The sequence below is a fragment of the Tritonibacter horizontis genome (genome assembly GCF_001518015.1).
Classification (GTDB): domain Bacteria; phylum Pseudomonadota; class Alphaproteobacteria; order Rhodobacterales; family Rhodobacteraceae; genus Epibacterium; species Epibacterium horizontis.
This window is the reverse complement of record NZ_LPUY01000074.1, coordinates 180,414-207,288: the sequence shown is the minus strand read 5'-3', so window position 1 is coordinate 207,288 and position 26,875 is coordinate 180,414. Positions and strand designations below refer to the sequence as shown.

The following is a 26,875-nucleotide window of genomic DNA, read 5'->3' as shown; positions in this document are numbered from 1 at the left end:
AGGCCATGTGCCGGTGGTGGGATCCACGGTGCAACGGGCCATGGTCCTTGACACGCGACGGCCCCTTTGGAAGTTTGCGCGGACATATCTTCGGGGGAGAACAGCGGATGCGGGCGTTGCGAAAAACGGTATCGCGATGGGTACTGGGAACGCTCATGTGCATCAGTTTGATGTCCACGCGGGTCACCGCCGAGGATTTCATTACCATCGGCACGGGCGCGGTGTCCGGGTTATACTACCCGATGGGAACCGCGATCTGCCGGCTGCTGAACAAGGACCGTCGCCGCCACGGCATCCGGTGCCGTGCAGAACCAAGCGGCGGATCTCTGGCCAATTTACAGGCGCTGCGCGAGGGACGGCTGGATTTCGCCATTGTGCAGTCCGACTGGCAGGCGCAGGCCTATCACGGATCGCCACTGCTATCTGAAGGGGTCCCGTTTTCCGACCTGCGCGCGCTGGTCTCGCTGCATTCGGAGATCTTTACCGTAGTGGCGCGCGCGGATGCCGGCATTGCGTCCTTTGCCGATCTGCGTGGCAAACGTGTGAACATCGGCAACAAGGGGTCTGGCCAGCGCGCCACGATGGAGGTGCTGATGACGGCGCTGGAATGGGACCTGGACAGTTTTGCCCAGGTGTCCGACTTGCCGGCAGAAAGCCAGTCCGCCGCCCTCTGCGCCGGTGAATTCGACGCAATGATTTATGTGGTGGGGCATCCGTCAGCCTCGGTCGAGGATGCAACCACCGCCTGTGACTCTGTGCTGGTTCCGGTCGATGACCCGCGTCTGCGGGCGATTATCGCCGCAAGCGATGTTTATGGCTTTGCTGAAATTCCGGCAAACCTCTATCGGGGCAACAGGGAGCCGGTGAAATCCTTCGGGTTTGCCGCAACCCTGGTCACCACCCGTCAGCAGGGCTTGCGCGTGGTGAACGCGCTGGTTCGGACCATCATCACGGATCTCGCGGCGCTGCGGCGGGCGCATCCCGGCTTTGCCTCACTCGACCAACAGCGGATGGTGGAGGATTTCAACACCGCGCCGCTGCACCGTGCCGCGCGCGCCTATTTCCGGTTCGAGGGACTGTTGGAGCGCAGTTCCCCGTAGCCGGTCATTTCCAGATATCCGCGACCCGTGTGGCTGCCGGAGACCGTGACCGGCCCCTCCCAATAGGCAAAGGATGTTCCCATCCAGGCCTGCGGATTGAGCGCGCCCACCTCGACCCGGAGTTGGCGAGAGTCAAGCGTGACGTGCCAGCGAGTCGGGATCTGCCGCCCGGCGACCTCGGACCAGGCGAGGGGCGCAGCCTGGAACTCCTCCGGGTGCAGGGGTTCAACCGTTCCGTCAGCAGTGATCCAGGTGCCGGAGGTGAAATCGCCCTGTTCGCTGCGCAGGACGAAGCCCATCAGCGCCTCACCACTGTCGAGCCGCAACGAGAACCAGTCCCAGCCGCTTTGATCGGGCGCAAGGGGTTGACTTGACCATTCCCGGTCCAACCAGGCCGTGCCGGAAACCCTGTGCGAACCGTCCGGCAGGGTGATCTGCCCGGTGATCTGATAGGCGGGTTGCGCGTAGTAATAGCTGGCCTGACCCTGCGCCGATTTGACCGAATAGCCGTCGCTGCCGTGCAGAACCAGCGGCCCATCCGCCGCGAGGTCCAGCGCATAGGCAAAGTCCTCGGATCTTGCGGTCACGGCCAGCCGGTCGAGCGAGGCATCGGGCGCACGGAGTTCCCAGTCGTCAATCCAGGCGGTGAACGGCGCGATCTCGACCCCGGCTTGCCCGGTTCCGCCTCGTCCCAGACGTTCGGCGAAATGGTGGTCGCTGGGTGTGGTGACGGCGGCATGGGCCATCCAGATCTGCGGGCTTTGCCAGGCCGGCCCTTCGCCCGGCGCAAGTGCGGAGCGAAAAAGCGTCCATTGTATCCCCAGATCTTCGCCGGTTTCGGTCTGAAGGTTCGCCGTCAGATACCACCACTCGATCCGATAGTCGGGGTGGGCACCGTGATCCGCCGGGAATTGCAAAGGCACGCCCGGCGTCGGCACGGCAAAACCCGTTGCCGCGCGACCGAGGTCCGCGTAGCCTTGGGTCTGTGCAGACACTGGAAGTGCTGGGAAAACAATACCCAGGATTGCAGTTGAAATGCAGGCGAAGACTGCCCGATAAGCCCTAGCGATCATTTGAAAAAACTCCCAACAAGCGGGCCGGAGGGATGTGCAGCAGGCGCAGGATCGGCAGGAGCGCCGCAATCCCGGCTGCCGCCCCTGTCAGGCCCAGCAGACGCGCCCAGTCCGCCGGGAAAAGGAACATCGGCAGCCGCCAGCCAAAGGCCTCCAGATTGATGACAGTCAGCAGGACCCAGGCCAGACCAAGGCCCAGCGGCAGCGCAAGCACGAAGGTCAACAGCGCCAGACCGAGACTGCGCAACAGCTCGAGCCCGGCAAGTTGGCGGCGGCTGACGCCCATGGCCCAGACCGGCGCGAGTTGCGGCAGTCGTCTGCTCCATTGGCTGAGAAAACTGGTGAGCATCGCAAAGCCGGCAACTCCCAAGGTCAACACGTTGAGGGCGGCGGTCACCACAAAGGTTCGGTCAAACACCGCCACAGATGCCGCGCGGATCCGGTCCTTGGCCAGGATGGCACTTGCGGGCAGGGCCAGGTCCTGGCGCAGGGCGGCCGCCAGCCCTTCGGGTGTTTCGCCGTCCGGCGGCACCAGACCGATGCGCCGCAAGGTCAGGGGGACCGCCCGTTGCTGCAAGGTCGTAATCCCGGCAATCGCCTGCCCATCCGGGTTGCCATAGTCGGAATAGATCCCCACGATCCGGGCAGACCAGTCTGGTCCGAGCGCCAGCATGTCTCCGGGGGCGAGGTCGGCGCGATGGGCCAATTGTTCGTTGATCAGGACCGCGCCCTTGCTGTGCAAGCGATCCCATGCGTCGGGAAGACTGCGCAGCAGCGGCCAGTTCTGCCGGTAAAGCGGATCATCGACCACGCCATACAGCAGCAGCGGCGCCGAGGCGCTTCGGGTTGTCCAGCGGTATTGCGGCAAGCTGCGCGCGCCCCGTGCCTCTGCCCAGGTCAATATCGCCTGCGCCTGTTGCGGTCCTGCCGCTTCGACATAGAGGTCAGCGGCGAGCCGCTGATCGATCCAGCCGGTAAAGGTCAGCCGAAAGCTCGATACCATGGTGCCGACACCGATATTGGTCGCAATCGCCAGTAAAAGCGCCATCAGGGACAGCGACAGGCCGGGCAGTTGCAAGCGGCTGTCCGCAATCAACCAACGCAGGACAGGACGACGGGTCATCCGCAGCCAGAACGTCAGCGCCCAAAAGAGGCTCGGCGGTAACAACAGCGCGCAGCCCAGCATCAGGCCCGCAAGACCGACAAAGCCCGCCACAAGGCCGTTTCCGCCCCAAAGCATTCCCCCAGCAAGCCCGATCAACAAGAGGCCCACAATGGCCCATATCCAGATCAGGCCCGCCCGGCGGCGTGCGACGGCCTGGCTCGCCTGGGTCAGCTGTGTCGCCATATGTTTCAGGGTCAGCAAGGCCTGAAGCCCGGCCAGACCCGTGCCGGCCAGCGCCATCCCAAGCCCGGACAGGACCCAGCCGGGACGCAGGGACAGCGCGCCGGCGACCGGTGCACCATATAGCCCACGCAGCGTCGCATTGACATCCGGCAGCAGAAAACCGGCAACGATGTAGCCCAGCACCAGACCAAGCACACCGGCAACCAGCGCCAGCAACACCAACTCCAGCAGGAGCGCCTGTATCAGTGTGGCGACCGGCACGCCGAGGCAGCGCAGGGTGTGAATGGTGCCGCGCCGTTGCTCGACACTGAGGGTGACGCTGCCCTGAACGATGAACAGTCCGACGCCAAACGCCAACAGCCCAAACGCCGTCAGGTTGAGGTGAAAACTCTGGGTCAATCGCTGCGGATCACCAAGCGCTCCGTCGTCCGTTGTGCTCAGCTCCAGCTCTGGCACCAGCTGGGTCAGCGGCAAAAGCCCCATGGGCTGATCCGGCAGGATCAGTATGCGGCTGAGACGGCCCGATGTCCCCAGCAGCCTCTCGGCAACCGAAAGATCGGTCAGGACAATGCCCTGCGGCAGCTCTTGCAGGGCCATGACGCGCGGCCCTGTGTCCTGCAGCACATGCGCCAGCGTGTCGGGATGCGCATAGAGCGTGCCGGGCGGGCGCAGGACGGCAAGAGGATCCAGTCCGGTGGCGGGTGTCGTTTGCGCCATCAATGCGGCCCCCGGGTAGCTCAGGACATCAACGCCCAGCAGGGTCAGCGACTCTTTGGCGGGGGTCCAGACCCCTTCCAGAACCGGCGACACCTGCCACCCCGCCCGGCGCAGCGCGACATAGGTCGCCAGCGGAATGTCGCCGTCCGGGGCGGTCAGGCTGGGCAGATCGCGGGTGCCAAGCTGCTCTACCGCGCGGGAATAAGACGCACGCGCCTCGCTGTTGATCGCCTGAACCGCCGACCAGAGCGCGGTGGCAAGGGCCAGACCGAGGATCAGCAAACCCAATTGAAGCGGCGCATGTCGCCAATGGCTCAGCAGCACCCGCAGGGTCAGGATCATGAGCCGACGGGCCGGATTGTGCCGCCGCTCAGATGCAGCCGACGGGCGCATTGACGGGCGATGTTTTGCGAATGGGTCACCAGAAACAGGGCACTTCCGGCCTCGGCCACAAGCCTGAACATCAGGCGCAGAACCTCGGCGCTGGCAGTTTCATCCAGATTGCCGGTCGGCTCGTCCGCCAGCAGCAGATCCGGTCGCAGAGCCAACGCCCGGGCGATCGCAACCCGTTGTTGTTGCCCGCCAGAGATCTGTTCCGGGTATCTGGTGACCAGCTCGGCCAAGCCCAATTGGCGGATCAGGGTCTGGGTCCATTCCGGATCAAATCGCTGTCCCAGATGCGCGTGAAGGGCGATATTGTCCGCCACCGTAAGCGCCGGAACCAGATTAAACTGCTGAAAAACCAGCGCGATCCGGCTGCGACGCAGGGCGGCTGCGGGTTTGTCCGCGAGGGGCACGATGTCGTGCCCGTCAAACAGGATGCGGCCCTGATCCGGTCGGTCAAGGGCTGCGAGAAAATGCAACACGGTGCTTTTGCCGGAACCGCTTTCCCCGGTCAGCGCCACGCTGTCGCCCCGCGCCAGGTCAAAGCCGACACCGGTCAGAACATTGCGCGACTGGCCGGGATACCGATGGGTCAGGCCACTGACAGACAAAAGCATAAATATGCCCCTCGAACCAAGATCTTGTAACATGCATGTAATGCAAGCGTTGCATGTTCAAGGTTCGATTTCTAAACTAACCGAAACCCTTCTGGAACAGCGGCTCCGAAACGCGAAGGGCAGGCGGCTGACGGAGGGCGGGTCGCGATCATCCTGATGTCGCAAATTTTTCGGTCCGGATACGACCTGTGCCGACCGGGGGCTGTATCAGGGGGGCTGCTTTAAGGGCGACCCCACACACCACGGCCACCGATCACGGGCAAATGCAATCAAACCACGCACAAACCACACAAGGGACCGTCATGGCCAAGGGACAAAAACGCACGCAGGTGTGGCAGGTATTGCGCCGCGCGGTGGCGCGCTTCAACCGCAAGAACGCCTGGGTGCTCAGCAGCCATATCGCCATGTCGATGATGATGGCCTTGTTTCCGTTTGTGCTGTTTACGGTGTCGCTCAGCGGGGCGATTGCCAGCCTGTTGTCGCATCGGATTGTGGTCGAGGACGTGGTCAATCTGGTTTTCGGCAGCTGGCCCCCTTCGGTCGCCAAACCGATCACACGAGAGGTCTATGCGGTCCTTGAAACCTCTGGCACCGGGCTGATGACCCTTGGGGGCATTCTGGCGCTGTATTTTGCATCCAATGGAGTTGACGCGATCCGGGTCGCGATGCTGCGCGCCTATGGCCAGGAGGAAACGCGGCCGTTCTGGAAACACCGGTTGATTTCTGTGGGACTTGTGATCCTTGGTGGTGTCGGGTTGCTATTGGCCGCCTTTTTCGAGCTGTTCTTGCCCCTTGCTGCCCGGTTCCTGGGACGGTTTTTCCCGGATCTCGATGTGCTGAGCGGATGGGAAAACGGGGCCAGTGGCCTGGTTGTCGCGGTGGTGCCGATTGCTGCGGTCTTTTTGTACCATCTGGTGCTGCTGCCGCAGCGCGCGACGATACGGCGCATTTTTCCCGGCGCCGCCACGACATTGGTCCTGTGGTGGGCGGCTGGCCTTGGGTTTGCGTTCTATGTTTCCAGCTTTGCCAGCTATTCCGCCACCTATGCCGGATTGGCCGGCGCGATGGCAGCGCTGATCTTTCTCTATCTCAATGCGGCGATCCTGATCCTGGGGGCCGAAATCAACGGCGTGCTGGAAACGGATCGGGCGGCTGCAGCAAAGGACACCCGCGACGCTTGAATTGAATTGTTCGGACAGGCACGAATTTCGCCACAATTGCGCCGCCGGAACGGCACGCCCCCCGCCGAAACTCTCCCTTGGTGAGTGAACCGGGGGACCTTACATGACCAGTGCCAATTCCAATGCGCCGACAGCACGTCAACGCCTGCTGAAACTTGCAAGCATGTCCGAGAGCCGCACCAGCGCGCCCTCTGCCGTCCGCTGGCACGCGGCCGGGAAACGGAAACCATCGCATGCAGGCAGTGAGGCGATTCTGGAAATGAGGGACCTCGCCGTGCGATCCCTGACCGCCAGACGGTCGCGCTGGTTGTTTCGCTAGCCGTTGCCGCGATAACCCGTCGCAACGACGAATTTTTCCGAACTGTCCGCGCGGGAGGAGGGCGGCTTGACGTTGGCAACGGCTTTGAACTTTTGTTTCAAAAGCTTCTGCAACTCGCCCTCGGCCCCGCCGGCCAGCACTTTGGCAACAAAGGTACCGCCCTCTTCAAGCACATCAAAGGCGAAATAGGCCGCCGCTTCGCACAGGGACATGATCCGCAGGTGGTCTGTCTGCTTGTGACCGGAACTGGAGGCGGCCATATCGGACATCACCACATCCGCATTGCCGTCCAGCCATTCCTTGACCTTGTCGTCGGCGCCCTCATCCATGAAATCCAGCTGGTGGAATTCCGCCCCTGCGAGAGGCTCCAGTTCCTGAAGGTCGACGCCGATGATCCGTCCAACCGCCTTGCCGCTTTTCTCACCCAGTGCATTGACCCGGGGCACGGCCACCTGCGCCCAACCGCCGGGCGCGCAACCAAGGTCGATGACGCGGGCGCCCGGGACCAGAAACCGGTATTTGTCGTCAAGTTCCATGATCTTGAACGCTGCCCGCCCGCGATAGCCTTCGTTCTGGGCCCGTTTGACATAGGGATCGTTCAGCTGGCGTTGCAGCCAACGGGTCGAGCTGAGGGTCCGGCCCCGCGCAGTCTTTACCTTTACGGTCAGATCGCGCTGTCCGCGGCCAGATGTGTTCTTACCAGTCGGTTTCTTCGCCATCAACTCGGCCTCCATGGGATGGGTGCAGATAACGGTTCGCGCGCCGGGGTTCAAGGGCGCTGCGGGGGCTCTGTTTCACAGGGGGTCGTGGCAGGCATTCCTGCCGCGTCCGCAAATCCAGTGGGCGATCAGAACGGCCCATCCTCAAGCACGCCATCGGCACTCATCTGTGCATAAAGCAACCCTTCGCGCAAACCCCGGTCCGCGACGGACAAGCGATCGGTCGGCCAGCAGCGCAGCAAGGCCTGCAAAATTGCAGCCCCTGACATGATCAGCGCCTGGCGATCCTCGCCGATACGCGGATCACGGCGGCGCCCCTGCGGGCCAAGCTCCAGATAGCTGCGGATCACTTTGTCGATCTGATCCGAGGTCATTCGCAGCCCGTCCACCTTGGTCCGGTCATAGCGTTTGAGCCCGAGATGAGAGGCCGCAACGGTTGTCACCGTGCCGGAGGTGCCGACAATCTGAAACCCCTCGCGGGCCTGTTCGTTCTTGTAGGGCGCGAAATCGGCCAGATTTTCCTCAAAGAACCAGCTCATCAGTGCGAAACGCGCCGCGTCGTCCTCAACATCGTTGAACTGGTCCCGCAGGGTGGCAACGCCGAGGGGCACGGAAATCCAGTCGACAACCTTGGCGGCGGGGAAGGGGCTGTCGGAATTGTGAAAACCAGCGTGCAGCCGCATGATCGCAGAGGGGCGGTCGCGGCGCGCAATCGAGGACAGATCAATCCAGACCAGTTCTGTCGAGCCGCCGCCGATATCGACAACCAGAAGCTGCTCTGTCTTGGTCGACACCAGGGGCGCGCAGGAAATCACCGCCAGCCGCGCTTCTTCTTCCGGCTGGATGATGTCCATCGTCATCCCGGTTTCGCGCTTGATCTGACGCATGAAGTCGCGTCCGTTCTTGGCCCGCCGACAGGCCTCTGTCGCCACAAGCCGCATCCGTTTGACCCGATTGCGGGAGATTTTTTGCTGACAGATTCGCAGCGCCTGAATGGTCCGCGCCATCGACGAGCGGGACAAACGCCCCGTCTTTTCCAGACCGGACCCAAGCTGGACCGATTTGGAAAAACTATCTACCACATGAAAGCCGCTGCCCTTTGGCTGGGCAATCAGCATTCTGCAGCTATTCGTACCAAGATCCAGCGCCGCATAGAGGGCATCCGGGTCCGGTCGGGCAGGTACAGGGCTCTCTACCGCTCTGGGGAACGCTCCTGTACCTTTGGAACGCCTGGGCGCCATGAATCACGCCCTCCGATTATCGTGTTGCCTTGATCCTACGTGCGCCATTCCGTCTGTGCAAGGGAGTGCCAGGGGCTTGCTCTTGAAAACACGACCAAAATGCAGGGCTCCGGCCCAAACCACTCATGATTTTGTTGAATATTATGACGGCGACCAGCGCTGGTCACGGGGCAGGGGAAAGACTAGCATCCGTCGCGAAAGGTCGCTCCTCCCCTCTTTGTTGTCGAAATTCGACGCACTCAGCGATCATTGGCGAATTAGAAACGCGATACGACGGACGTATCAGGAAGGAACGGCAATGCCCGACGTCACCATCGTTTACTGGCGCGACATCCCGGCTCAGGTCATCGTGGGCAAGGGGCGGCGTGGCTCCAAACGCCCGCTCGATGAACGCTTCGAGCAGGCCATTGACCGGGCCGCGATGAAAGTAAACGCCAAGGACTCGGATGCCTATCTGGCAGAGTGGCGCAAGGCCGATCCTTACAGCGTGGACGGAGACCCCGGTGACATTGCCGAGGCCGAAGCCGCGCGTCTGGAACAGGAATACGATCAGGACCGCCTGAAGACCCTGATCGCGAATGACGGCTGGGCGTGAGCGCCCGGACGTCTCTATGGGAGGCCGCCATGGCTTTGTTGAATTTCAAAAAACGTGCCACTGAGGCGGAGGTCCCGGTCGACCCGCAGCTGCAGGATTTCCTGACGGATTATTCCATCGAGGTCATGCCGCGGACGGCCGAAAAGGTTGAGGATTTCCGTGCGCTGCTGCCCGTCGGCACCCGCGTCTACATCGCCCATATCGAAGGCACGCCAATCGAAGACATGGTCGCCACCGCCCAACGCCTGAACGCCGACGGCTATCCGGTGATGCCGCATTTTCCGGCCCGGATCATCAAGGATAAGGCGACGCTTGCAGACTGGATCGCGCGCTATCAGGGCGAGGCGGATGTGCGTCAGGGGCTGATGCTGGCCGGCGGGGTGACAAACCCCCACGGCGCGTTTGACAGTTCCATGCAACTGTTGGAAACGGGCCTGTTTGACAAGGCGGGCTTTACCAATCTGCATGTCGCCGGTCACCCGGAGGGTAACAAGGACATTGACCCTGACGGCTCGATGAAGAACGTCTCCCAAGCGCTGTCGTGGAAACAGAAGTTTTCGGAACGCACGGATGCAAAAATGGCCCTGGCGACGCAGTTCGCCTTTGAAGCCAAACCGATCATCGCCTGGGCCAACGGCCTGAAAGACGCCGGCATTGACCTGCCGATCCACATCGGCATTGCCGGCCCGGCCAAGCTGCAGACCCTGATCAAATTCGCCATCGCCTGTGGTGTTGGCCCGTCGCTCAAGGTCCTGCAAAAACGGGCGATGGATGTGACCAAACTGATGTTGCCCTATGAGCCGACAGAGGTTCTGAGCGAACTCGCCGCCTACAAGGCCGCGCATCCGGACTTTAACATCACCAATGTGCATTTCTTCCCACTTGGCGGGATCAAGACCAACGCCACATGGGCCATCAATAATGGCGGCGAACCCGCCCAACCTGCCAATCAGCAAGGATAAACCATGACCCGTACTGTCGTAGAATCGAAGACAAAAACCGCCGTGATGGGGTTTGACGAGCCTTTCTGCGTGATCGGCGAGCGGATCAATCCCACCGGGCGCAAGAAACTGGCCGCCGAACTGGAGGCGGGCGATTTTTCGACCATTGAAAAGGACGCCGTCGCCCAGGTTCTGGCCGGGGCAACGGTGCTCGATATCAACGCCGGGGTGGTCTACAACTCCAACCCGAACCCCAACGAAACAGAGCCGCCCTTGATGTCCAAGATTGTCGAGCTGGTTCAAGGGCTTGTTGACGTTCCTTTGTGCATCGACTCTTCGGTCCCCGGTGCGCTTGAAGCTGGTCTTGCGGTCTGTGAGGGGCGTCCGCTGCTGAACTCGGTCACTGGCGAGGAAGAACGGCTGGAGCAGATCTTACCGTTGGTGAAGAAATACAATGTGCCGGTGGTGGCGATTTCCAACGATGACACCGGGATTTCCGAAGACCCCGATGTCCGTTTTGAGGTCGCCAAAAAGATCGTCCAGCGCGCAGCCGATTTTGGCATTCCCGCCCATGATATCGTCGTCGACCCTCTGGTGATGCCAGTGGGGGCGATGGGAACCGCCGGGCTTCAGGTCTTTGCCCTGGTGCGGCGTTTGCGTGAGGAACTTGGCGTAAATACCACCTGTGGCGCGTCAAATATCTCGTTCGGCCTGCCCAACCGTCATGGGATCAACAATGCCTTCCTGCCGATGGCAATGGGGGCAGGCATGACCTCTGCGATCATGAACCCCGTTGCCCTTCCGGTAACGCAGAAAGCCATTGCGGAGAAAAAGGCGCTGGTGGCGGCCTCCGGCATCATCCTGCCCGAGGATATGGACGACGAGACCTTTGTCACGCTCTTTGGTCTTGGGTCAACGAAACCGCGCGCGGGGTCGGAAATGGAGGCCATCCGGGCGGCCAATTTCCTGACCAACAATGACCCCCACGGCGGTGAATGGATCAAGTTCAACAAGGCACCGCTCAAAGAAGGCGAAGAAGCCAGAGGGCGCGGCGGTCGTGCCGGCGGTCGCCGCCGTCGCGGATAAGCGGCCCCGTCAGGATAACGCGCAGAAAAGCCGGGTCCAAACCCCGGCTTTTCTTTTGTCCGATCGTGAGCAATACCCCATGTCACCAGCCTTCGGCGCTCATCTCGCCGCCAATGTAGGCCGGATTGCTCTATCGCGACACAATAGTCCGTCCCGCAAAAGCGGGTCATTGACGGCGTCGCTGCGCCGGCTTGAGCGAAGATGTCGAACATCCAGCCCAAGCCCACCAAGAGGGAGCGCTGCGCGGACTGGTCAGTGTTCGATTGTTCAGACTGTAAACCCGTGGTGTGACAGGGTTTAAATGGCGGAGAGACAGGGATTCGAACCCTGGGAACCCGTAAAGGCTCAACGGTTTTCGAGACCGCCCCGTTCGACCACTCCGGCACCTCTCCGCGGGGGGTGTGAGGGCGTTTAAAGTGGAAATACGGGCTGTGCAAGGGGCGAAATCACAACGCGTTCAAGAATTTCACTTTTCCATTTGCGCCGCGCGGTTTCACTTCTACATTTAGCCTATGACGATGACACCAACCGCGCCCGCTCGCCCCGCCAAAACCCGCCCTGCCATCGTGGAGGGGATCTGTGTTGCGTTGTTCTGGCTTTCCTCGCTTCTGGCCGCTCCGTCTTATGCTGCTGAGCGCTCTCAGGTGTCGGCTTTCCTCGAGGTGACCGGATTTGATGTCGCGATTGCCAGTATTGCGCAATCGGCCGGCGACGCGCCTGGCATGCTGGGTGCCGAGGCCAGCGATTTCGGACTGGCCTGGGAGCGGCTGGCCAGCGACGTGTTCGATCCGGAAAAAATGCAGGACATGGCAGTCGATATCCTGGAGCAGACCCTGTCGCGCGACGCTTTGCTGCATGCGGCGGAGTTTTATGCCTCCGACCTCGGGCAGCGACTGGTCGAGGCGGAAAACATCTCGCACCAGCGCGAGGAGGGCGAGTCCCGCCGCGAGATTGGTGAGGATATGGTGGCCGAAATGCAGGCGACGGGCGATCCGCGCATCAGTCTGTTTCATCGGATGAACACCGCGATTGGCGGCACCGACAGCGCCTTGAGGGCGGTGCAGGAAATTCAGTTCCGGTTCCTCATGGCCGCCTCTGCGGCCGGTCTGGTCGAAATGCAGTTCGATGCCGATGGGCTGCGGGCCATGATGAAGGCGCAAGAAGACGAAATGCGCCGCGCGATGAACGCGTCCAACCTGGCCCATTCCGCCTATACCTATCGGGACTTCTCGGTCGATGAGTTGCGCGACTATGTGGCGGCGTTGGAAGACCCCGTGATGCAAGAAGTCTACGCGCTTCTCAATGCCGTGCAATACGAGATCCAGGCCAATCGGTTCGAGGAACTCGCCCATCGCATGCGGGGCCTGCAGCCGGTTCAGGAACTCTGAGAAACGGTTTGGACCTTGCCGCAGGGATTGTTTTTCCAACGCGGGCCTGTGAAATGGGTTGACATCCGTCCTTCAGACCGTCAAAAGCGCGCATCCCGGCCCGGACTCCCCGCGCCGGGGTCATTTTGTCATACCGTTCCGCAAGGCGGAGCGCGCTGTTCCAGGTGACAGGACGCAGGTCCCGTCGACAACACCCCGAATGGGGGACCGAAGAACGCGGTTAGAAAAGGAAAGACTGAAGATGTTCGCAGTCCTCAAGACTGGCGGCAAGCAGTACAAAGTTCAGGCGGGCGATGTGCTCCGCGTTGAGAAACTTGTTGCTGACGCCGGCGAAACCATCCAATTCAATGACGTTCTGATGCTCGGTGGCGATGCCCCCGTGGTCGGCGCGCCTTTCGTATCCGGCGCCGCCGTTCAGGCCGAAGTGATCGATCAGATCAAAGGTGACAAGGTCATCAACTTCGTCAAACGTCGCCGTAAGCACTCCTCCAAGCGGACTGTCGGTCACCGTCAGAAGCTGACTTTGGTGCGGATCACAGAGATCCTGGCCTCTGGTGCGGATGCTTCCGGTGTGAAACTGGCGACAGGCAAAGGCGATGCGGCACCTGCTGCTGCCCCCAAGGCCGCCAAAGCCGCAGCTCCTGCAGCTGCTGGTTCCGACGATCTGTCCCAGATCACCGGTGTTGGTCCCGCGGCGGTCAAAAAGCTGGAAGCAGCTGGCCTGACCACCTTCGCTCAGATCGCAGCCTTGTCTGAAGACGACATTGCTGGTATCGACGCCATCAAGATCAAACCCGAATGGGTTGAGCAGGCCAAAGAGCTGGCTCAAGGCTAAGGAGAGACAAGAATGGCACATAAAAAAGCAGGCGGTTCGTCCCGTAACGGTCGCGACTCCGCAGGTCGCCGTCTTGGCGTGAAACTGTACGGCGGCCAGTCCGCAATTGCAGGTAACATCATCGTTCGTCAGCGCGGCACCAAGTTCTGGCCGGGCGAAGGCGTTGGTATCGGCAAAGATCACACCATCTTTGCGACCGCCAATGGCAACGTGACCTTCCACAAGGGCCTCAAGGGCCGCACCTTTATTTCGGTTCTCCCAGTGGCGGAGGCCGCTGAGTAAACCGAACCCAAAGGGTAGTAAAATCTTCAGGGGGATCGGTTATACGACCGGTCCCTCTTGGCGTTTTGATGGGTCCAGTGCCGGGTTGTTGTCGAACAAGCGACGTGATGCGCCTTGTTTGCAATACGGGGACCTCCCATCTGTGCGGCGAGGGCATGGAGGAGCTTGTCCTGTCGGTGCCGCAATTGTGTTTCTGAGGAGGAGCGAAGACTATGGGTTTGGATCAAGTGGATCAGCAGATAACCATTGAATCGGATCGCTTTGTCCTGCGGCCACTCCGGTCGTCGGATGTTGGGCTTGTGCACCACTATGCCGGCGATGCGCGCGTGGCGAAAATGACCGCACCGATCCCACATCCGTATCCACCGGGCGCGGCAGAGGCCTATGTCTCGCGGGCGATGGCGGCGGAACAGGATGAATTCATCTGGGCGATGGATGGCACCAAGGATGGCAATTCCGAACTCATGGGTGTCATTTCCTTGAAATCCATGGACCGCAACCAGTCCGAAGTCGGCTATTGGGTGGCGCCGCCGTTCTGGAACACCGGACTGGCCTCCATGGCCGTGAGCCTTCTGGTCGAGGCCAACCCGCTGAACGATGCGACGATGTTCGCCAGCGTGTTTCAGGACAATCCAGCCTCAGCGCGGGTGCTGGCGCATTGCGGGTTTGACTATCTTGGCGACGCCGAAAGCTATTCGGTGGCGCGCGACACGACGGTGCCAACCTGGACCTATAGCCGCAAGCTGTAACCGCCGTTTCAGGGCCATATCTTCGCGGGCTTGTCATCGGACCGGCCCGCGTTTTTGATTTTGACCCTCCCGGTCCGGACGAACATCACAGGGTTGAGCCATCCCCTGAATTCAAGTATTGGCGATCAAGCTTTAACACTGGGGCCTTCTCATGAAATTTCTCGATCTGGCAAAGGTCTATATCCGCTCTGGCGCCGGCGGGAACGGCTGCGTCAGCTTCCGCCGCGAAAAATACATCGAATACGGTGGTCCGGACGGCGGTGACGGCGGCAAAGGCGGCACCGTCTGGGTCGAGGTCGTCGATGGCCTCAACACCCTGATCGATTTTCGCTACCAGCAGCATTTCTTTGCCAAGAACGGCCAGTCCGGCATGGGGCGCCAGCGCTCCGGCAAAGATGGCGACGATATCGTTCTGCGGGTTCCGGTCGGCACCGAGATCCTCGACGAGGATGAAGAAACCGTATTGGCCGATCTGACGGTCATTGGCGAGCGGGTGATGCTGGCCAAGGGTGGCAACGGCGGTTTTGGCAACCTGCATTTCAAATCCTCGACCAACCAGGCGCCGCGCCGGGCCAACTCCGGTCAGGACGGGGTGGAGCGGACGATCTGGCTGCGGCTGAAACTGATCGCGGACGCCGGATTGCTGGGTCTGCCAAATGCCGGTAAATCCACCTTTTTGTCCGCAACCTCCAACGCGCGGCCAAAAATTGCGGATTACCCGTTTACGACCCTGCATCCGAACCTCGGCGTGGTGGGGATCGACAACACGGAATTCGTCATGGCCGATATTCCCGGCCTGATCGAAGGCGCTCATGAAGGGCGCGGCATCGGTGACCGGTTCCTCGGCCATGTGGAACGCTGTGCGGTGCTGTTGCATCTGGTTGATGGCACATCAGAGACGGTGGCGGCGGATTACCGCACCATCATCAACGAGCTGGAGGCCTATGGCGGCGAGCTGGCGAACAAGCCCCGTGTCACCGCCCTGAACAAGATCGACGCTCTGGACGACGACGAACGGGCAGAGGCGCGGGCCGCGCTCGAGGCAGAGGTCGGCGCGCCGGTCCTGTTGATGTCGAGCGTCAGCCGCGAGGGGCTGGATACCGTGCTGCGCGCGGTTCGCTCGCAGATCGACGACGACCGTCTGCGGATCAAGGAGGAAGAATCCTCGGTGGAGGAGGACGCCCCTTGGCAGCCCTAGACGCAGCCAGACGCGTCGTCGTCAAGGTTGGCTCGGCGCTGCTGGTGGATCGCCAGACCGGCGCGTTGCGACAGGATTGGCTGCGCAGTCTCTGCGCCGATGTTGCCTGGCTGAAATCCACGGGCAAGGATGTGGTGCTGGTGTCCTCCGGTTCAATTGCGTTGGGGCGCGGGGCGCTTGGGCTGCCCCGGACCGTGCTGCCGCTGGAGCAATCCCAGGCGGCGGCGGCGGTGGGGCAAATTCGCCTAGCTCGCGCCTATGAAGAAGCCCTGGCGCCGCATGGGATCACCGCGGCTCAGGTGCTGGTCACGCTGGAAGACAGCGCCGACCGGCGACGCTACCTGAATGCGCGGGCCACATTGGAAACCCTGATCGGGCTGGGCGCGGTGGCCATCGTCAACGAGAACGACACCATTGCAACGGATGAAATCCGCTATGGTGACAATGACCGGCTGGCGGCGCAGGTGGCCGTGACGGTCGGGGCGGATTTGCTTGTCCTGCTGTCGGATGTCGACGGGTTTTACAGCGCCAATCCGGCACTCGACCCAACTGCGCGGCGCTTTGACCGGATCGACAGCATTACGCCTGACATCGAATCCATGGCCGGCGACGGGGTCTCTGGCCTGTCCAAAGGCGGCATGATCACCAAACTGATGGCGGCAAAGATGGCGACCGCCGCGGGCTGCGCGATGGCAATAACCGAAGGTTCTGCCCAGTCGCCGCTGCGGGCGCTGGAGAATGGCGCGCCCTCGACCTGGTTTACGGCTCAGGACGACCCGCAGGTCGCCCGCAAACGCTGGATCGCCGCGATGAAAACCCGGGGTGTGGTCGCCATCGACGCCGGTGCCGCCCGCGCCTTGCGGTCTGGAAGCAGCTTGTTGCCCGCAGGAGTGCGCCATGTGGAGGGCGATTTTGGCCGCGGTGATCCGCTGGCCATCCTTGGTCCAGACGGGCGCAAACTCGGCCAGGGCCTCAGCCGGTATACCGCCGAGGAAGCGCGCGCCATTCAGGGCCACCGCTCGGACGAAATCGAGGCCCTCCTCGGCTCTCCGGGACGGGCGGCATTGATCCATCGGGATGACATGGCGCTCTGATCCTGCCATTCTGAACCGCATATGTTTTGACCCTCCGGCGCGCCCTGTGGCGGAGGGACCCGACCCCGAAAGGGGACACCCCAAAACGGGACAACAAAGGGCAACCGAGATGAAAGATCTGGAAAACATCCCCGCGCTGATGGCCGACATCGGCCAACGCGCAAAAGCGGCAGCATATACCCTTGCGACCGCCAGCGCCGCGCGCAAGGCACTGGCCCTGACCACGGCGGCAGACGCCGTCTGGTCGCGCCGCGCCGCGATTATCGCCGCGAACCAGCAGGACATTGCCTTTGCGCAGGAAAAGGGCCTCTCTTCGCCGATGATCGACCGGCTGATGCTGAACGAGGATCGGATCCAGGGTATGGTGGACGCCCTGCGGGCGGTCGCGGCGCAGGATGATCCTGTCGGCACCGTGCTGGACGCCTGGGACCGGCCATCGGGGCTGCGGATCGAGCGAGTGCGCACGCCGCTGGGGGTCATCGGCGTGATCTACGAAAGTCGGCCCAATGTCACAGCCGATGCCGGGGCGCTCTGCCTGAAATCCGGTAATGCGGTCATTCTGCGCGGCGGTTCAGAGAGCCTGCATTCGGCGCAGGCAATCCATGCCTGCCTGGTCGAAGGACTGCGCGCCGCCGATCTGCCCGAAGATGCTGTGCAATTGGTCCCCACACGGGACCGGGCGGCGGTGCAGGAATTGCTGGCAATGGTCGATTATGTCGATGTGATTGTGCCGCGCGGCGGCAAGGGACTGGTCGGCCTGGTCCAACGCGAGGCCCGGGTGCCGGTCTTTGCCCATCTTGAGGGGATCGTGCATATCTATATCGACAAATCCGCCGACCGCAAAAAAGCCGTGGACGTGGTGCTGAACGCCAAGACCCGGCGCACCAGCGTTTGCGGTGCTGCCGAATGCCTGTTGATCCACGAGGATATCGCCGACACCATTGGCAAGGATGTGCTGGAGCTGCTGGCCCTTGGCGGGGTGGAAATCCATGCCGAAGCAGGCCTGCCTGGCCCCGAGAACATGACCACCGCAACCGATGCGGATTGGGGCAGGGAATACCTCGACGCCATCATCGCAGCCAAGAAAGTTTCGGGGATTAACGACGCGATTGCGCATATTCGCAAGTATCACTCGGCCCATACCGACTGCATCATCACCGAAGATGATGCCGCCGTCGCGCAGTTCTTTGCAGAGCTCGACAGCGCGATCCTGATGCACAACGCCTCGACCCAATTTGCCGATGGCGGTGAATTCGGCATGGGCGGCGAGATCGGGATTTCCACTGGCAAGATGCACGCCCGCGGTCCGGTGGGCGCCGCTCAGTTGACCAGCTTCAAATATCTGGTCCGGGGGGACGGAACGGTCAGGGGCTGACCCCCTGAAAAACAAAGACGCCGCTGGCTGACAGCGGCGTCTGTATTCGGTCAGACCCTTATTCGTGGAGCGGGTCAGAAGCTGATCGAAACTTTTTCCAGGCTGTGATCATAGGAAAGGCTGCGATCGGCCTCTTTTGCGGCTTCTGGCAGCAGCGCGAATTGCACCAGCGCCGGGGTAATCTCGGCCTCTGGCTGCGCGGCGCTCAATCCAGACCAAAGGGTCTCGTCCACGTTGATCTTGCGGCCTTCACCCACCACAGTCCAACTGGTGCCGCTGCGCAGGATTTGCACGGCGCCACCATAGGGCAGGGCGCTTTCGACACAAAGCCCGGCCAGAAAGGTCATCCGCACCTCGCGACGCGTGGCGGACTCCATGGAGGACCAGTGATATTTGATCCGGCTGCCTTGACTGACGTCGTCAAGAACGCTCATCACCTCGGACCGGCCAAGATCCTGCTCACCGGCGGCGCCAAAGGCGATGCGAAAGAACCGGATCCGGGCATTGGCGTTGTTGACGCTGTCCGAGATCAGCTCCAGCTCCGGCCCGTCAAGCGCATTGGACATCCCGAGCAGTTCCAGACCATTGTTGATCGCCCCGACCGGGCTGATCAGGTCGTGACAAATCCGGGAGCCTACCAATGCCGCCAGTTTGGCGCTATCTACACCCATAATATTCCTCCAATACAGGCCATCCAATCATGAACGACCTCAATGCAATCCTGGCACCCGGTATGTTCGTGCGCCACCCCGATCACCCCGATTGGGGCATGGGACAGGTACAGTCGAACATTGGCGGTAAGATCACAGTCAATTTTCCAGACCAGGGCAAAGTCGTCTTCAACGGCGCTCTGGTTGCTCTGGTCCCTGTCTTTGATCCTTAAAAACGGTTTATGAATCGTTAACGCCAGGGGCGCAAGGCAGCATAAAACTTGCGCGCGAACGTGCCGATGGGCTATCTGCCCGACACAGACTAGGGATTGAATAGAGCCATGCATGACGGGGCGCCACAGTTTTCCGTAAAGATTGCAGAGACCGAAGAGGACCTGAGAGCCGCGCAAGCCCTCCGGTACGAGGTCTTCGTGCGCGAACTGGGCGGCGGTGGCGCGTTGGTCGACCACGAGGCAGGGTTGGAGCGGGATCGGTTCGATCCGTTTTTTGATCACATGCTCGTCTACGACAACACCACGCGAGACGTGATCGGCGTCTACCGCTTGCTGCGCTGTGATCAGGCCGCGAAACTGGGGCAGTTTTACTCTGAGGACGAATATGATCTGACCGCCCTGCGCCAGTCCGGCCGCAAATTGCTGGAACTGGGACGGTCCTGCCTGCACCGGGATTATCGCGGTGGCATGGCCATGTTCTATCTGTGGAACGGTCTCGCCAGCTATGTTGCCAAGCACAAAATCGAAGTGTTGTTCGGCGTTGCCTCCTTTCACGGAACAGACCTGAAGGCCCTGGTTCAGCCGCTGGCCCTGCTGCACCACAACCACCTTGCGCCAGAAGAGCTGCGGGTGCGGTCAAAAACCTATCAACCGATGGACCTGCTGTCCGAGGATCAGATCGACCGCCGCCGCGCCATGCTGGAGACCCCCTCGTTGATCAAGGCCTATCTGCGACTTGGCGGATTTGTTGGCGACGGCGCCTTTGTGGATCACGCCTTTAACACCACCGATGTCTGCCTGATCCTTGATACCGACCGGATGAATCTGCGTCAGAGCCGGTTTTACACCCAAGGACGCGGCACCGAATGAACAACATCAGCTGGAACAGCGACACGCCCCCGGAGTCGGTGACGATCTCGGGCTGGGGCTGGCTGCGCGTGGGGCTGCGCGGATTATTGCTGGCGATCCTGGTCTTTGGCGGTCTGCTCCTGCTGCTGCTTGCCCGGCTGGTCGAACGCCCCTTGTGCGGCGCGCGTCGACCGGCAACGCCCTGGCTGACGCTCTTTGTCTGTCGCAACGCCTTTCGGGTGATGGGGATCCGGTTCACCTCGACGGGACGGCCGATGACAGGGCCGGGGATCATCGTGGCCAATCACAGCTCCTGGCTGGATATTTTTGCACTGAACGCCCGAAGCAGGATCTACTTCGTGTCCAAATCCGAAGTGGCCGGCTGGCCGGGGATCGGCTGGCTGGCACGCGCCACCGGCACGGTCTTTATCGAGCGGGACAGAAAAAAAGCCAGCGCACAAAAAGCGCTATTTGGCGCACGGCTCAAGGCGGGGCACAGGTTGTTGTTTTTCCCGGAAGGGACCTCAACGGATGGGTTGCGGGTTTTGCCCTTCAAAACAACGCTCTTTGCGTCGCTCTTTGAACCGGACCTGCGCGATCAACTGTCGGTTCAGCCGGTTTCGGTGGCATTTCACGCGCCAAACGGCGCCGAGCCCCGGTTTTATGGCTGGTGGGGCGACATGGATTTCGGCTCGCATTTCCTCAGGGTGCTTGCGGCCTCACCGCAGGGGCGGGTGGATGTCACCTACCACCCGCCCGTTGCGGTTTCGCGGTTCGAGAACCGCAAGGCCCTTGCCGCCTATTGCGAGGAAACGGTCAGAATGGGCCACACCCGCCAGCGTCAGGGCGCGGTTGCCACGGACTAGCTGCTCTTTTGCGCTTGCGCCGCCCGCAAACCTGGCCTATACGCGCGCCATCGAACCCACAGGCGGGGTTTGGTCCGTTCCGGGGAGACATCCCGGACGCACCGCCGGTTGGCCGCATTTGCGTCTGAACCCCCGCCGAGGATGAAACCGGAAAAGGATAGAATAGCATGGCTCTTCCCGAGTTCACCATGCGTCAGCTGCTGGAAGCTGGCGTACACTTTGGTCACCAGACGCAGCGTTGGAACCCCCGCATGGGTCCGTTCATCTACGGCGCGCGCAACGGCATCCACATCATGGACCTGACGCAGACTGTTCCGATGCTGGACCAGGCCCTGACCGCGATCCGTGACACCGTCGCCAAAGGCGGCCGCGTTCTCTTCGTCGGCACCAAGCGTCAGGCCGCCGGCCCGATCGCCGAAGCAGCAGAGAAATCCGCGCAGTACTACATGAACCACCGCTGGCTCGGCGGCACGCTGACCAACTGGAAAACCGTTTCCCAGTCGATCAACCGTCTGAAGGAAATCGACGAGCGCATGGTGACCGGTGCAGAAGGTCTCACCAAAAAAGAGCGCCTGCACATGGAACGTGACCAGCAGAAACTCGAAGCATCCCTGGGCGGTATCCGCGACATGGGCGGCGTTCCCGATCTGCTGTTCGTCATCGACGTGAAAAAAGAATCGCTCGCCATCGCCGAAGCCAACAAGCTGGGCATCCCGGTTGTCGCAATTGTTGACACCAACTGCTCGCCCGATGGTGTAGACTACATCATCCCCGGCAACGACGACGCCGCCCGCGCGATCACGCTCTACTGTGACCTGGTGGCCCGTGCCGCTCTGGACGGTATGACCGCTCAGATGGGCGCCGCTGGCGTTGACCTTGGTGCTCTGGAAGAGGCACCCGTCGAAGAAGCCGTCGCTGAAGAAGCCCAGGCCTGACCCGACAGCCTGTCATAGATTTGACATGTGGGGCAGGTTAGACCTGCCCCAAATCGCATTTGACTTGAGGAGAGCCTAAAGATGGCAATCACGGCAGCAATGGTAAAAGAACTGCGCGAAATGACCGGCGCAGGCATGATGGACGCGAAGAAAGCACTGACAGAGAACGATGGCGACATGGACGCCGCCGTTGACTGGCTGCGCACCAAGGGTCTGGCGAAAGCGGCCAAGAAATCCGGCCGTACCGCTGCAGAAGGCCTCGTGGCTGTCGTTGTCGATGGCGGCACTGGCGTCGCGGTTGAAGTCAACTCCGAAACCGATTTCGTCGGCAAGAACGCTGATTTCCAGGCCATGGTTGGCAGCATTGCGCAAGCGGCGCTTGGTGTGGACTCGGTCGAGGCACTGGCCGCGGCGGACCTGGGTGGCAAAACAGTCGCCGACACGCTGACCGACAAGATCGCCACCATCGGTGAAAACATGACCCTGCGCCGGATGGTCAAGCTGGAAGGCGAGACCGTCGTGTCCTACGTGCACAACGCCGCCGCAGAAGGCATGGGCAAAATCGGTGTTCTGGTCGCTCTGACCGGTGGCAACGAAGCGATTGGCAAACAGATCGCCATGCATATCGCCGCTGTGAACCCCGCCGCCCTGTCCGAAGACGACATGGATCCCGCGCTGGTGGAAAAAGAGCGTCAGGTGCAGATGGATATCGCACGTGAGTCCGGCAAGCCCGAGCAGGTGATCGAGAAGATGATCGTTGGCCGGATGAAAAAATTCGTCGCGGAATCCACCCTGCTGAACCAGCAGTTCGTGGTGAACCCGGACCTGACAGTCCAAGCCGCAGCAACCGAAGAGGGCGCGACCATCACCGGTTTTGCGCGCGTCGAAGTTGGCGAAGGCATCGAAGTCGAAAAAGAAGACTTCGCCGCAGAAGTTGCGAAAGCCGCGAAGGGCTAATCCGCCCTCACTGCTTTCCGGATCGACGAAACCCTGGCGCGAGTGTTCGCGCTAGGGTTTTTTCGTTAAGCTGTGGCGCGGTTCTGCAAAATAAAACACTGCGCCGCCCAAAGGGCAGCGCGCAGCACGGCGGCCCATGCGGAAATGCGACGGCACGCGCCGAGTGGTTGGACTATTCACAACGATATATCAGAGGTTTAAGGCCGATCGCTGACGCGGATCAATACACGCCAACGACCGAACAGGTCAGAGAGCCCTGCAATTACAGGGGTCAGTCCCCAATGTTCCCAGGCCAAGCCACCACTCACGGAACATTTTCATTATGCCAGTTTTACGCTCGTAAGAATAGTCCTGATTTCCATACCTGCTGCAAGTGCAGCATCATAAAACCTTAACAAAAAATCTACGGTTTTTCACTTTTCTCAGTGTCTTGTCGGGCGGCAAAAACCTAGCCACCGACCGAGTACATCTGATTGTGAAGCGAGGCCTTCAGAACAGCTTGAGCTGTTGTTTCTACTGACAAATTCGCGCGCGCCAACCGCAGGTGCTTTTCGATGGTGGCGTTGGTCAACCCCATCAAAAGCGCGATGTCCTGAATGGTTTTTCCATCTCCGACCCACTGCAACACCTCTCGTTGCCGCTTTGTCAGGACCCGATTCGGAGCTTCGTAGGGCAGGGTGAGAATTTTAAGATGTGCCACATTGTTCATCAGAACGATGTCCTGGCCGTGCTCTGCCCAGATGTCCTCCACCGCGTCCTGGCTCGATTCCGGTCGCGCGGCGAGGGCAATCGCCCCCTTGAACCGTTGGGTGGCGGAATGAAAGCTGATGGTATAGCCCGCCCGGACCCCCATGCGCATATTGAAATCAAAGGTGGCTTGCGCGCGCGGGTCCAGCAGACCCTGCGCGGCCATGTCCTGGGCAATACGCCAACTGGCAACGCCCTCATTGTCGAGCGCCCATCGCAACATCGGCGCATCCGAATACAGCCCGTCCGAGATATACCCCTTGAGATACTCAGGACTATGATTGCTGAGCACGACAAAATCGTCCGGATCGCCAAGCGAGGTCTCGGTCTTGAAGAGAGTATATCCATAAAGGAGACGGTCAAATCCATACCGCCCCATTTGTGCGACATGAGCGCCCCACAAATCAGCGATGGACCTGAACTGTGTCACCCGATGGAGATACTCCGCGACCTTCATTCGTCACTGCCACCCTTGAACCGTTCGATCAGCGCATCAATCGCCATCAGGTAGCCAAAGGAGCCAAAGCCGCAAATCTGGCCGATCACCGCCTTGGAGATATAGGAGGTTTGGCGAAAACTCTCGCGCGCGTGGATATTTGACAGATGCACCTCGATCGTCGGCACTTCGACCGAATAGATCGCATCCATCAATGCCACCGAACTATGGGTGAAGGCGCCAGCGTTCAGAATGATCCCATCATGGCGGCCCTTTGCCGCGTGGATTGCATCCAACAACACACCTTCATGGTTCGACTGCAGGCATGTGATCTCGACCCCGGCGGAGGTTCCGTGGCGCTGACATTTCTCTTCGACCATCGCCAGGGTTTCACGGCCATAAACCTCCGGCTGGCGCGTGCCCAGCAAATTCAGGTTCGGTCCGTTGAGGATCAAAATGCTCGTCATCTGTTGTCCTTCTCTGGTTGCCCTGCCCGGCAGAGCGGTTGGCTGTGGACCCGCTGTCGCCAGATCCATCTGTCAGCCTTATTGCGCCCCTTGGGGCCCGGGTACAATAGCGGCAACCTGAAACAAGCTTGCCACCGTGCTGTGTCTGCACGCCAGTCGGCAGCGTGATAAACCCGTGAAACCGACCAGAAAAACTGGCGCCGTGAAGACTGCGGCGTATTTTGGCTGCGAAACCGCGCCTGTAAGCAATGTGACGTGATGTCGTGACGGCACAGCATCCGTTGTACGAAGCAGACCGAAATGCCATCTTCGTGGCAAGAGGAAGCGGCTGGCCTTGGCCTTTGCCCTGCGCAGGGCGCTTTCACAACGCGTTGGAGGGAATTGAAAATGAACGAATATACCGGTTTGACGGACGGCAGGACGTTGCCGGACGCCCTGCAGCGGCTCCGCTTGCCCCTGATCGGTGCACCGTTGTTCATCATCTCCACCCCTGCGCTTGTGATTGCGCAATGCAAGGCCGGGATCGTCGGTTCTTTTCCCGCCCTGAACGCCCGCGAGGAGACCGGTGAGCCGCCGCGGCTGGAGCTTTGGTTGAAAGAAATCACCGAAGCTCTGGACCGTCACAACCAGGCCAACCCCGATGCTCCGGCCGCCCCCTTTGCGGTCAACCAGATCGTACACCGGTCGAATGCCCGTCTCGAGCGCGATCTTGAGATCTGCCAACGCTGGAAAGTTCCAATCTGGATCACCTCTCTCGGTGCCCGCCCCGAGGTGAATGAGGCCGCACATGCCTGTGGTGGCATTGTACTACACGACGTAATCAACAATACCTTCGCCCGGAAAGCGATTGAAAAAGGCGCCGATGGGCTAATCGCCGTTGCGGCCGGCGCCGGTGGGCATGCTGGCCAGCAATCGCCCTTTGCCCTGATCCAGGAGATCCGCGAATGGTTCGATGGTCCCCTGGCGCTGTCGGGGGCCATTGCCAGCGGTCGGGCCTTGCTCGCCGCGCGCGCTCTGGGGGCGGATTTCGGCTATATGGGATCCCCCTTCATCGCCACGCAAGAGGCCAACGCGCCTGCCGAATACAAACAGATGATCGTAGATGGCTCCGCCGAAGAAATCGTCTATTCCTCCCTCTTTACAGGGGTCTGGGGAAACTACCTCAAGCAGTCCGTTCGCCAGGCCGGCATGGACCCGGAGAATTTGCCAACGGCAGATGCCGCCACGATGAATTTCGGCGGGGATCGGGAAAAGCCAAAAGCCTGGAAGGAGATCTGGGGATCGGGACAGGGCATCGGTGCCGTTAAATCCCTGACCACCGCCGCCGCGCTGGTGGACCGGATCGCGTCAGAATACGCGGTGGCAGGCCAGTCTGTCCGTCGCGCGTTTCAATCATGACCAGCCCGGCGAGCGATATTGATATCGCGAAGGTGGCCGACTTTGTTGCCGGCCGGCTGCCGGGGTTTGACGGGACCCTGCGGGTTGAAAAATTTGCCATGGGTCAGTCCAACCCGACCTATCTGTTGGACGCCGGCGAACATAGATATGTTCTTCGCCGCAAGCCATTGGGAAACCTCCTGAAATCCGCACATGCGGTTGACCGGGAGTTTCGCGTGCAATCCGCCCTTCAGCAAAGTGGTGTGCAGGTTCCACGGATGCATCTGCTCTGCGAGGACGACGATGTGATCGGTGCCGCCTTCTACATCATGGACCATGTGGCGGGGCGCAATTTCGCGGACCCCCGCCTGCCGAAGCTGCCCGTCGCGGCTCGTCGCGCACCGATTGATGAGATGAACAGGGTTCTCGCGGCGCTGCATGAGGTGGACCCTGAACAGATCGGACTGAGCGATTTCGGTCCCCCCGGCGATTATTTCGCCCGCCAGCTGGCGCGCTGGACCAAGCAATACCGCGCCTCTGAAACCCGGACCATCGCCGCAATGGATCGATTGATCCAGGCGCTGGGATCCGCCTTGCCACCGGATGATGGCCAGCGTCGGCTGGTGCATGGCGACTTTCGCATCGACAACATGATCTTTTCGCCGGATGGGCAGGACTGCCGTGCGGTGCTTGATTGGGAGCTTTCGACCATTGGTCACCCGTATGCGGATCTTGCCGGGGTCATCATGCAATGGCAGATGCCGCCCGGCACCGATGGGCGCGGCCTGGCCGGGATCGACAGACAAGCCGAAGGCCTGATGACCGATCAGGCCTTTATCGACGCCTATTGTCAGCGCCGTGGCCTGCCGGGAATTGACAACTTCGGGTTCTACCTCGGGTTCAGTTTCTTTCGCATGGCCGCGATCTTGCAGGGCGTTCTTAAACGCGCGCTCGATGGAAATGCCTCCAACCCGGACCGGGCCATGACGCTGGGCGGATACGTGCCGAGCTTTGCCCAGGCGGGGCTTCAGGCGCTGGACGACTCCGGCGTCTAGCGGCGAAACCTTTACAATTCAAAATGGTTTCACAGGCCGTGGTAACACATTGGCAAAGAAC

Annotated in this window: 27 protein-coding genes and 1 tRNA gene; 19 read left to right on the top strand and 9 right to left on the bottom strand. The window is 61.1% G+C overall.

The annotated features are described in order from the left end of the window. Positions 1–155: 155 nt before the first annotated feature. Complete coding sequence (locus TRIHO_RS13205) at positions 156–1,100, top strand: TAXI family TRAP transporter solute-binding subunit (RefSeq protein ID WP_068244395.1); 945 nt, start codon at positions 156–158, stop codon at positions 1,098–1,100. Here the strand turns inward: TRIHO_RS13205 and TRIHO_RS13200 are convergent. The 3 genes from TRIHO_RS13200 to TRIHO_RS13190 are packed head-to-tail and all read right to left on the bottom strand — an operon-like array spanning position 1,058 to position 5,239. Then, positions 1,058–2,173, bottom strand: coding sequence for a lipocalin-like domain-containing protein (locus tag TRIHO_RS13200; protein WP_068244392.1), 1,116 nt, complete (start codon positions 2,171–2,173; stop codon positions 1,058–1,060). The genes TRIHO_RS13205 and TRIHO_RS13200 overlap by 43 nt on opposite strands. Continuing rightward, positions 2,163–4,580, bottom strand: coding sequence for an FtsX-like permease family protein (locus TRIHO_RS13195; protein WP_068244389.1), 2,418 nt, complete (start codon positions 4,578–4,580; stop codon positions 2,163–2,165). The genes TRIHO_RS13200 and TRIHO_RS13195 overlap by 11 nt, the downstream gene beginning before the upstream one ends. Next, positions 4,577–5,239 carry an ABC transporter ATP-binding protein gene (locus TRIHO_RS13190; RefSeq protein WP_068244387.1) on the bottom strand — a complete coding sequence of 221 codons (663 nt, stop codon included), beginning with the start codon at positions 5,237–5,239 and terminating at the stop codon, positions 4,577–4,579. Before TRIHO_RS13190 ends, TRIHO_RS13195 begins: the two co-directional genes overlap by 4 nt. 302 nt (positions 5,240–5,541) lie before the next feature. On the opposite strand from TRIHO_RS13190, the gene TRIHO_RS13185 reads away from it, so the two are divergent. Beyond that, positions 5,542–6,420 carry a YihY/virulence factor BrkB family protein gene (locus TRIHO_RS13185; RefSeq protein ID WP_068244384.1) on the top strand — a complete coding sequence of 293 codons (879 nt, stop codon included), beginning with the start codon at positions 5,542–5,544 and terminating at the stop codon, positions 6,418–6,420. 315 nt (positions 6,421–6,735) lie between these two features. On the opposite strand, the gene TRIHO_RS13175 is transcribed toward TRIHO_RS13185, so the two are convergent. After that, entirely contained in the window at positions 6,736–7,458 is a 723-nt protein-coding gene (locus tag TRIHO_RS13175) for an RlmE family RNA methyltransferase (RefSeq protein WP_068244471.1), read from the bottom strand. Between the two features lie 128 nt (positions 7,459–7,586). Further along, complete coding sequence (locus TRIHO_RS13170) at positions 7,587–8,699, bottom strand: Ppx/GppA phosphatase family protein (protein WP_068244378.1); 1,113 nt, start codon at positions 8,697–8,699, stop codon at positions 7,587–7,589. Positions 8,700–8,997: 298 nt separating this feature from the next. Here TRIHO_RS13170 and TRIHO_RS13165 point away from each other — a divergent pair, with 298 nt between their 5' ends. The 3 genes from TRIHO_RS13165 to TRIHO_RS13155 are packed head-to-tail and all read left to right on the top strand — an operon-like array spanning position 8,998 to position 11,321. Continuing rightward, positions 8,998–9,294 (top strand): virulence factor, encoded by a 297-nt coding sequence (locus TRIHO_RS13165; protein WP_068244375.1) that lies wholly within the window; start codon positions 8,998–9,000, stop codon positions 9,292–9,294. Between the two features lie 29 nt (positions 9,295–9,323). After that, positions 9,324–10,256 carry a methylenetetrahydrofolate reductase gene (locus tag TRIHO_RS13160; RefSeq protein ID WP_068244372.1) on the top strand — a complete coding sequence of 311 codons (933 nt, stop codon included), beginning with the start codon at positions 9,324–9,326 and terminating at the stop codon, positions 10,254–10,256. Positions 10,257–10,259: 3 nt separating this feature from the next. Then, positions 10,260–11,321 (top strand): methyltetrahydrofolate cobalamin methyltransferase, encoded by a 1,062-nt coding sequence (locus TRIHO_RS13155; RefSeq protein WP_068244370.1) that lies wholly within the window; start codon positions 10,260–10,262, stop codon positions 11,319–11,321. A 302-nt stretch (positions 11,322–11,623) separates the two neighbouring features. Here TRIHO_RS13155 and TRIHO_RS13150 read toward each other — a convergent pair. Then, positions 11,624–11,713: transfer RNA gene (locus tag TRIHO_RS13150), tRNA-Ser, on the bottom strand. A 120-nt stretch (positions 11,714–11,833) separates the two neighbouring features. Between TRIHO_RS13150 and TRIHO_RS13145 the strand changes: the two genes are divergently transcribed. The 7 genes from TRIHO_RS13145 (at position 11,834) to TRIHO_RS13115 (ending at position 18,242) form a co-directional block, all read left to right on the top strand. Then, positions 11,834–12,709, top strand: coding sequence for a DUF2059 domain-containing protein (locus tag TRIHO_RS13145; RefSeq protein ID WP_082705133.1), 876 nt, complete (start codon positions 11,834–11,836; stop codon positions 12,707–12,709). Positions 12,710–12,950: 241 nt separating this feature from the next. Further along, entirely contained in the window at positions 12,951–13,544 is a 594-nt protein-coding gene (locus tag TRIHO_RS13140) for a 50S ribosomal protein L21 (protein WP_068244367.1), read from the top strand. A gap of 12 nt (positions 13,545–13,556) precedes the next feature. Continuing rightward, positions 13,557–13,826 carry a 50S ribosomal protein L27 gene (rpmA, locus tag TRIHO_RS13135; RefSeq protein ID WP_068244364.1) on the top strand — a complete coding sequence of 90 codons (270 nt, stop codon included), beginning with the start codon at positions 13,557–13,559 and terminating at the stop codon, positions 13,824–13,826. 212 nt (positions 13,827–14,038) lie between these two features. After that, on the top strand, positions 14,039–14,575 hold the full coding sequence (locus TRIHO_RS13130; RefSeq protein WP_068244361.1) for a GNAT family N-acetyltransferase: 537 nt from the start codon (positions 14,039–14,041) through the stop codon (positions 14,573–14,575). A gap of 151 nt (positions 14,576–14,726) precedes the next feature. Then, complete coding sequence (gene obgE, locus TRIHO_RS13125; protein ID WP_068244358.1) at positions 14,727–15,773, top strand: GTPase ObgE; 1,047 nt, start codon at positions 14,727–14,729, stop codon at positions 15,771–15,773. Then, positions 15,761–16,867 carry a glutamate 5-kinase gene (gene proB / locus TRIHO_RS13120; protein ID WP_068244356.1) on the top strand — a complete coding sequence of 369 codons (1,107 nt, stop codon included), beginning with the start codon at positions 15,761–15,763 and terminating at the stop codon, positions 16,865–16,867. Before obgE ends, proB begins: the two co-directional genes overlap by 13 nt. A 109-nt stretch (positions 16,868–16,976) precedes the next feature. Further along, positions 16,977–18,242 carry a glutamate-5-semialdehyde dehydrogenase gene (locus TRIHO_RS13115; RefSeq protein WP_068244353.1) on the top strand — a complete coding sequence of 422 codons (1,266 nt, stop codon included), beginning with the start codon at positions 16,977–16,979 and terminating at the stop codon, positions 18,240–18,242. Positions 18,243–18,316: 74 nt separating this feature from the next. On the opposite strand, the gene TRIHO_RS13110 is transcribed toward TRIHO_RS13115, so the two are convergent. Next, a complete protein-coding gene (locus TRIHO_RS13110) occupies positions 18,317–18,913 on the bottom strand; it encodes a histidine phosphotransferase family protein (protein ID WP_068244350.1) in 597 nt (198 codons plus the stop codon). A gap of 29 nt (positions 18,914–18,942) precedes the next feature. Between TRIHO_RS13110 and TRIHO_RS13105 the strand changes: the two genes are divergently transcribed. From TRIHO_RS13105 to tsf, 5 genes are all read left to right on the top strand, one after another. After that, complete coding sequence (locus TRIHO_RS13105) at positions 18,943–19,125, top strand: DUF3553 domain-containing protein (protein ID WP_068244346.1); 183 nt, start codon at positions 18,943–18,945, stop codon at positions 19,123–19,125. Positions 19,126–19,233: 108 nt separating this feature from the next. Next, on the top strand, positions 19,234–19,995 hold the full coding sequence (locus TRIHO_RS13100; protein WP_068244343.1) for a GNAT family N-acetyltransferase: 762 nt from the start codon (positions 19,234–19,236) through the stop codon (positions 19,993–19,995). Next, the gene (locus TRIHO_RS13095; protein WP_068244340.1) at positions 19,992–20,840 is read left to right on the top strand and encodes a lysophospholipid acyltransferase family protein; all 849 of its coding nucleotides are present in this window, start codon (positions 19,992–19,994) and stop codon (positions 20,838–20,840) included. The genes TRIHO_RS13100 and TRIHO_RS13095 overlap by 4 nt, the downstream gene beginning before the upstream one ends. Before the next feature lie 167 nt (positions 20,841–21,007). Beyond that, a complete protein-coding gene (gene rpsB / locus TRIHO_RS13090; protein ID WP_068244337.1) occupies positions 21,008–21,775 on the top strand; it encodes a 30S ribosomal protein S2 in 768 nt (255 codons plus the stop codon). An 81-nt stretch (positions 21,776–21,856) separates the two neighbouring features. Next, the gene (gene tsf, locus TRIHO_RS13085; protein ID WP_068244334.1) at positions 21,857–22,732 is read left to right on the top strand and encodes a translation elongation factor Ts; all 876 of its coding nucleotides are present in this window, start codon (positions 21,857–21,859) and stop codon (positions 22,730–22,732) included. Positions 22,733–23,180: 448 nt separating this feature from the next. Here the strand turns inward: tsf and TRIHO_RS13080 are convergent, their stop codons facing one another. Both TRIHO_RS13080 and aroQ read right to left on the bottom strand, forming a co-directional pair. Further along, a complete protein-coding gene (locus tag TRIHO_RS13080) occupies positions 23,181–23,936 on the bottom strand; it encodes a helix-turn-helix transcriptional regulator (RefSeq protein ID WP_068244331.1) in 756 nt (251 codons plus the stop codon). Continuing rightward, positions 23,933–24,382, bottom strand: coding sequence for a type II 3-dehydroquinate dehydratase (gene aroQ, locus TRIHO_RS13075; RefSeq protein ID WP_068244328.1), 450 nt, complete (start codon positions 24,380–24,382; stop codon positions 23,933–23,935). The genes TRIHO_RS13080 and aroQ overlap by 4 nt, the downstream gene beginning before the upstream one ends. Positions 24,383–24,769: 387 nt before the next feature. Here aroQ and TRIHO_RS13070 point away from each other — a divergent pair, with 387 nt between their 5' ends. Further along, the gene (locus TRIHO_RS13070; RefSeq protein ID WP_068244325.1) at positions 24,770–25,780 is read left to right on the top strand and encodes an NAD(P)H-dependent flavin oxidoreductase; all 1,011 of its coding nucleotides are present in this window, start codon (positions 24,770–24,772) and stop codon (positions 25,778–25,780) included. Then, a complete protein-coding gene (locus TRIHO_RS13065) occupies positions 25,777–26,814 on the top strand; it encodes a phosphotransferase family protein (protein WP_068244322.1) in 1,038 nt (345 codons plus the stop codon). The genes TRIHO_RS13070 and TRIHO_RS13065 overlap by 4 nt, the downstream gene beginning before the upstream one ends. Positions 26,815–26,875: the final 61 nt, after the last annotated feature.

Coding starts and splice junctions, on each gene's coding strand:
- TRIHO_RS13205 (WP_068244395.1), top strand. CDS start 156: ATGTGCATCAGTTTGATGTCCACGCGGGTCACCGCCGAGGATTTCATT.
- TRIHO_RS13200 (WP_068244392.1), bottom strand. CDS start 2,173: ATGATCGCTAGGGCTTATCGGGCAGTCTTCGCCTGCATTTCAACTGCA.
- TRIHO_RS13195 (WP_068244389.1), bottom strand. CDS start 4,580: ATGATCCTGACCCTGCGGGTGCTGCTGAGCCATTGGCGACATGCGCCG.
- TRIHO_RS13190 (WP_068244387.1), bottom strand. CDS start 5,239: ATGCTTTTGTCTGTCAGTGGCCTGACCCATCGGTATCCCGGCCAGTCG.
- TRIHO_RS13185 (WP_068244384.1), top strand. CDS start 5,542: ATGGCCAAGGGACAAAAACGCACGCAGGTGTGGCAGGTATTGCGCCGC.
- TRIHO_RS13175 (WP_068244471.1), bottom strand. CDS start 7,458: ATGGCGAAGAAACCGACTGGTAAGAACACATCTGGCCGCGGACAGCGC.
- TRIHO_RS13170 (WP_068244378.1), bottom strand. CDS start 8,699: ATGGCGCCCAGGCGTTCCAAAGGTACAGGAGCGTTCCCCAGAGCGGTA.
- TRIHO_RS13165 (WP_068244375.1), top strand. CDS start 8,998: ATGCCCGACGTCACCATCGTTTACTGGCGCGACATCCCGGCTCAGGTC.
- TRIHO_RS13160 (WP_068244372.1), top strand. CDS start 9,324: ATGGCTTTGTTGAATTTCAAAAAACGTGCCACTGAGGCGGAGGTCCCG.
- TRIHO_RS13155 (WP_068244370.1), top strand. CDS start 10,260: ATGACCCGTACTGTCGTAGAATCGAAGACAAAAACCGCCGTGATGGGG.
- TRIHO_RS13145 (WP_082705133.1), top strand. CDS start 11,834: ATGACGATGACACCAACCGCGCCCGCTCGCCCCGCCAAAACCCGCCCT.
- TRIHO_RS13140 (WP_068244367.1), top strand. CDS start 12,951: ATGTTCGCAGTCCTCAAGACTGGCGGCAAGCAGTACAAAGTTCAGGCG.
- rpmA (WP_068244364.1), top strand. CDS start 13,557: ATGGCACATAAAAAAGCAGGCGGTTCGTCCCGTAACGGTCGCGACTCC.
- TRIHO_RS13130 (WP_068244361.1), top strand. CDS start 14,039: ATGGGTTTGGATCAAGTGGATCAGCAGATAACCATTGAATCGGATCGC.
- obgE (WP_068244358.1), top strand. CDS start 14,727: ATGAAATTTCTCGATCTGGCAAAGGTCTATATCCGCTCTGGCGCCGGC.
- TRIHO_RS13115 (WP_068244353.1), top strand. CDS start 16,977: ATGAAAGATCTGGAAAACATCCCCGCGCTGATGGCCGACATCGGCCAA.
- TRIHO_RS13110 (WP_068244350.1), bottom strand. CDS start 18,913: ATGGGTGTAGATAGCGCCAAACTGGCGGCATTGGTAGGCTCCCGGATT.
- TRIHO_RS13105 (WP_068244346.1), top strand. CDS start 18,943: ATGAACGACCTCAATGCAATCCTGGCACCCGGTATGTTCGTGCGCCAC.
- TRIHO_RS13100 (WP_068244343.1), top strand. CDS start 19,234: ATGCATGACGGGGCGCCACAGTTTTCCGTAAAGATTGCAGAGACCGAA.
- TRIHO_RS13095 (WP_068244340.1), top strand. CDS start 19,992: ATGAACAACATCAGCTGGAACAGCGACACGCCCCCGGAGTCGGTGACG.
- rpsB (WP_068244337.1), top strand. CDS start 21,008: ATGGCTCTTCCCGAGTTCACCATGCGTCAGCTGCTGGAAGCTGGCGTA.
- tsf (WP_068244334.1), top strand. CDS start 21,857: ATGGCAATCACGGCAGCAATGGTAAAAGAACTGCGCGAAATGACCGGC.
- TRIHO_RS13080 (WP_068244331.1), bottom strand. CDS start 23,936: ATGAAGGTCGCGGAGTATCTCCATCGGGTGACACAGTTCAGGTCCATC.
- aroQ (WP_068244328.1), bottom strand. CDS start 24,382: ATGACGAGCATTTTGATCCTCAACGGACCGAACCTGAATTTGCTGGGC.
- TRIHO_RS13070 (WP_068244325.1), top strand. CDS start 24,770: ATGAACGAATATACCGGTTTGACGGACGGCAGGACGTTGCCGGACGCC.
- TRIHO_RS13065 (WP_068244322.1), top strand. CDS start 25,777: ATGACCAGCCCGGCGAGCGATATTGATATCGCGAAGGTGGCCGACTTT.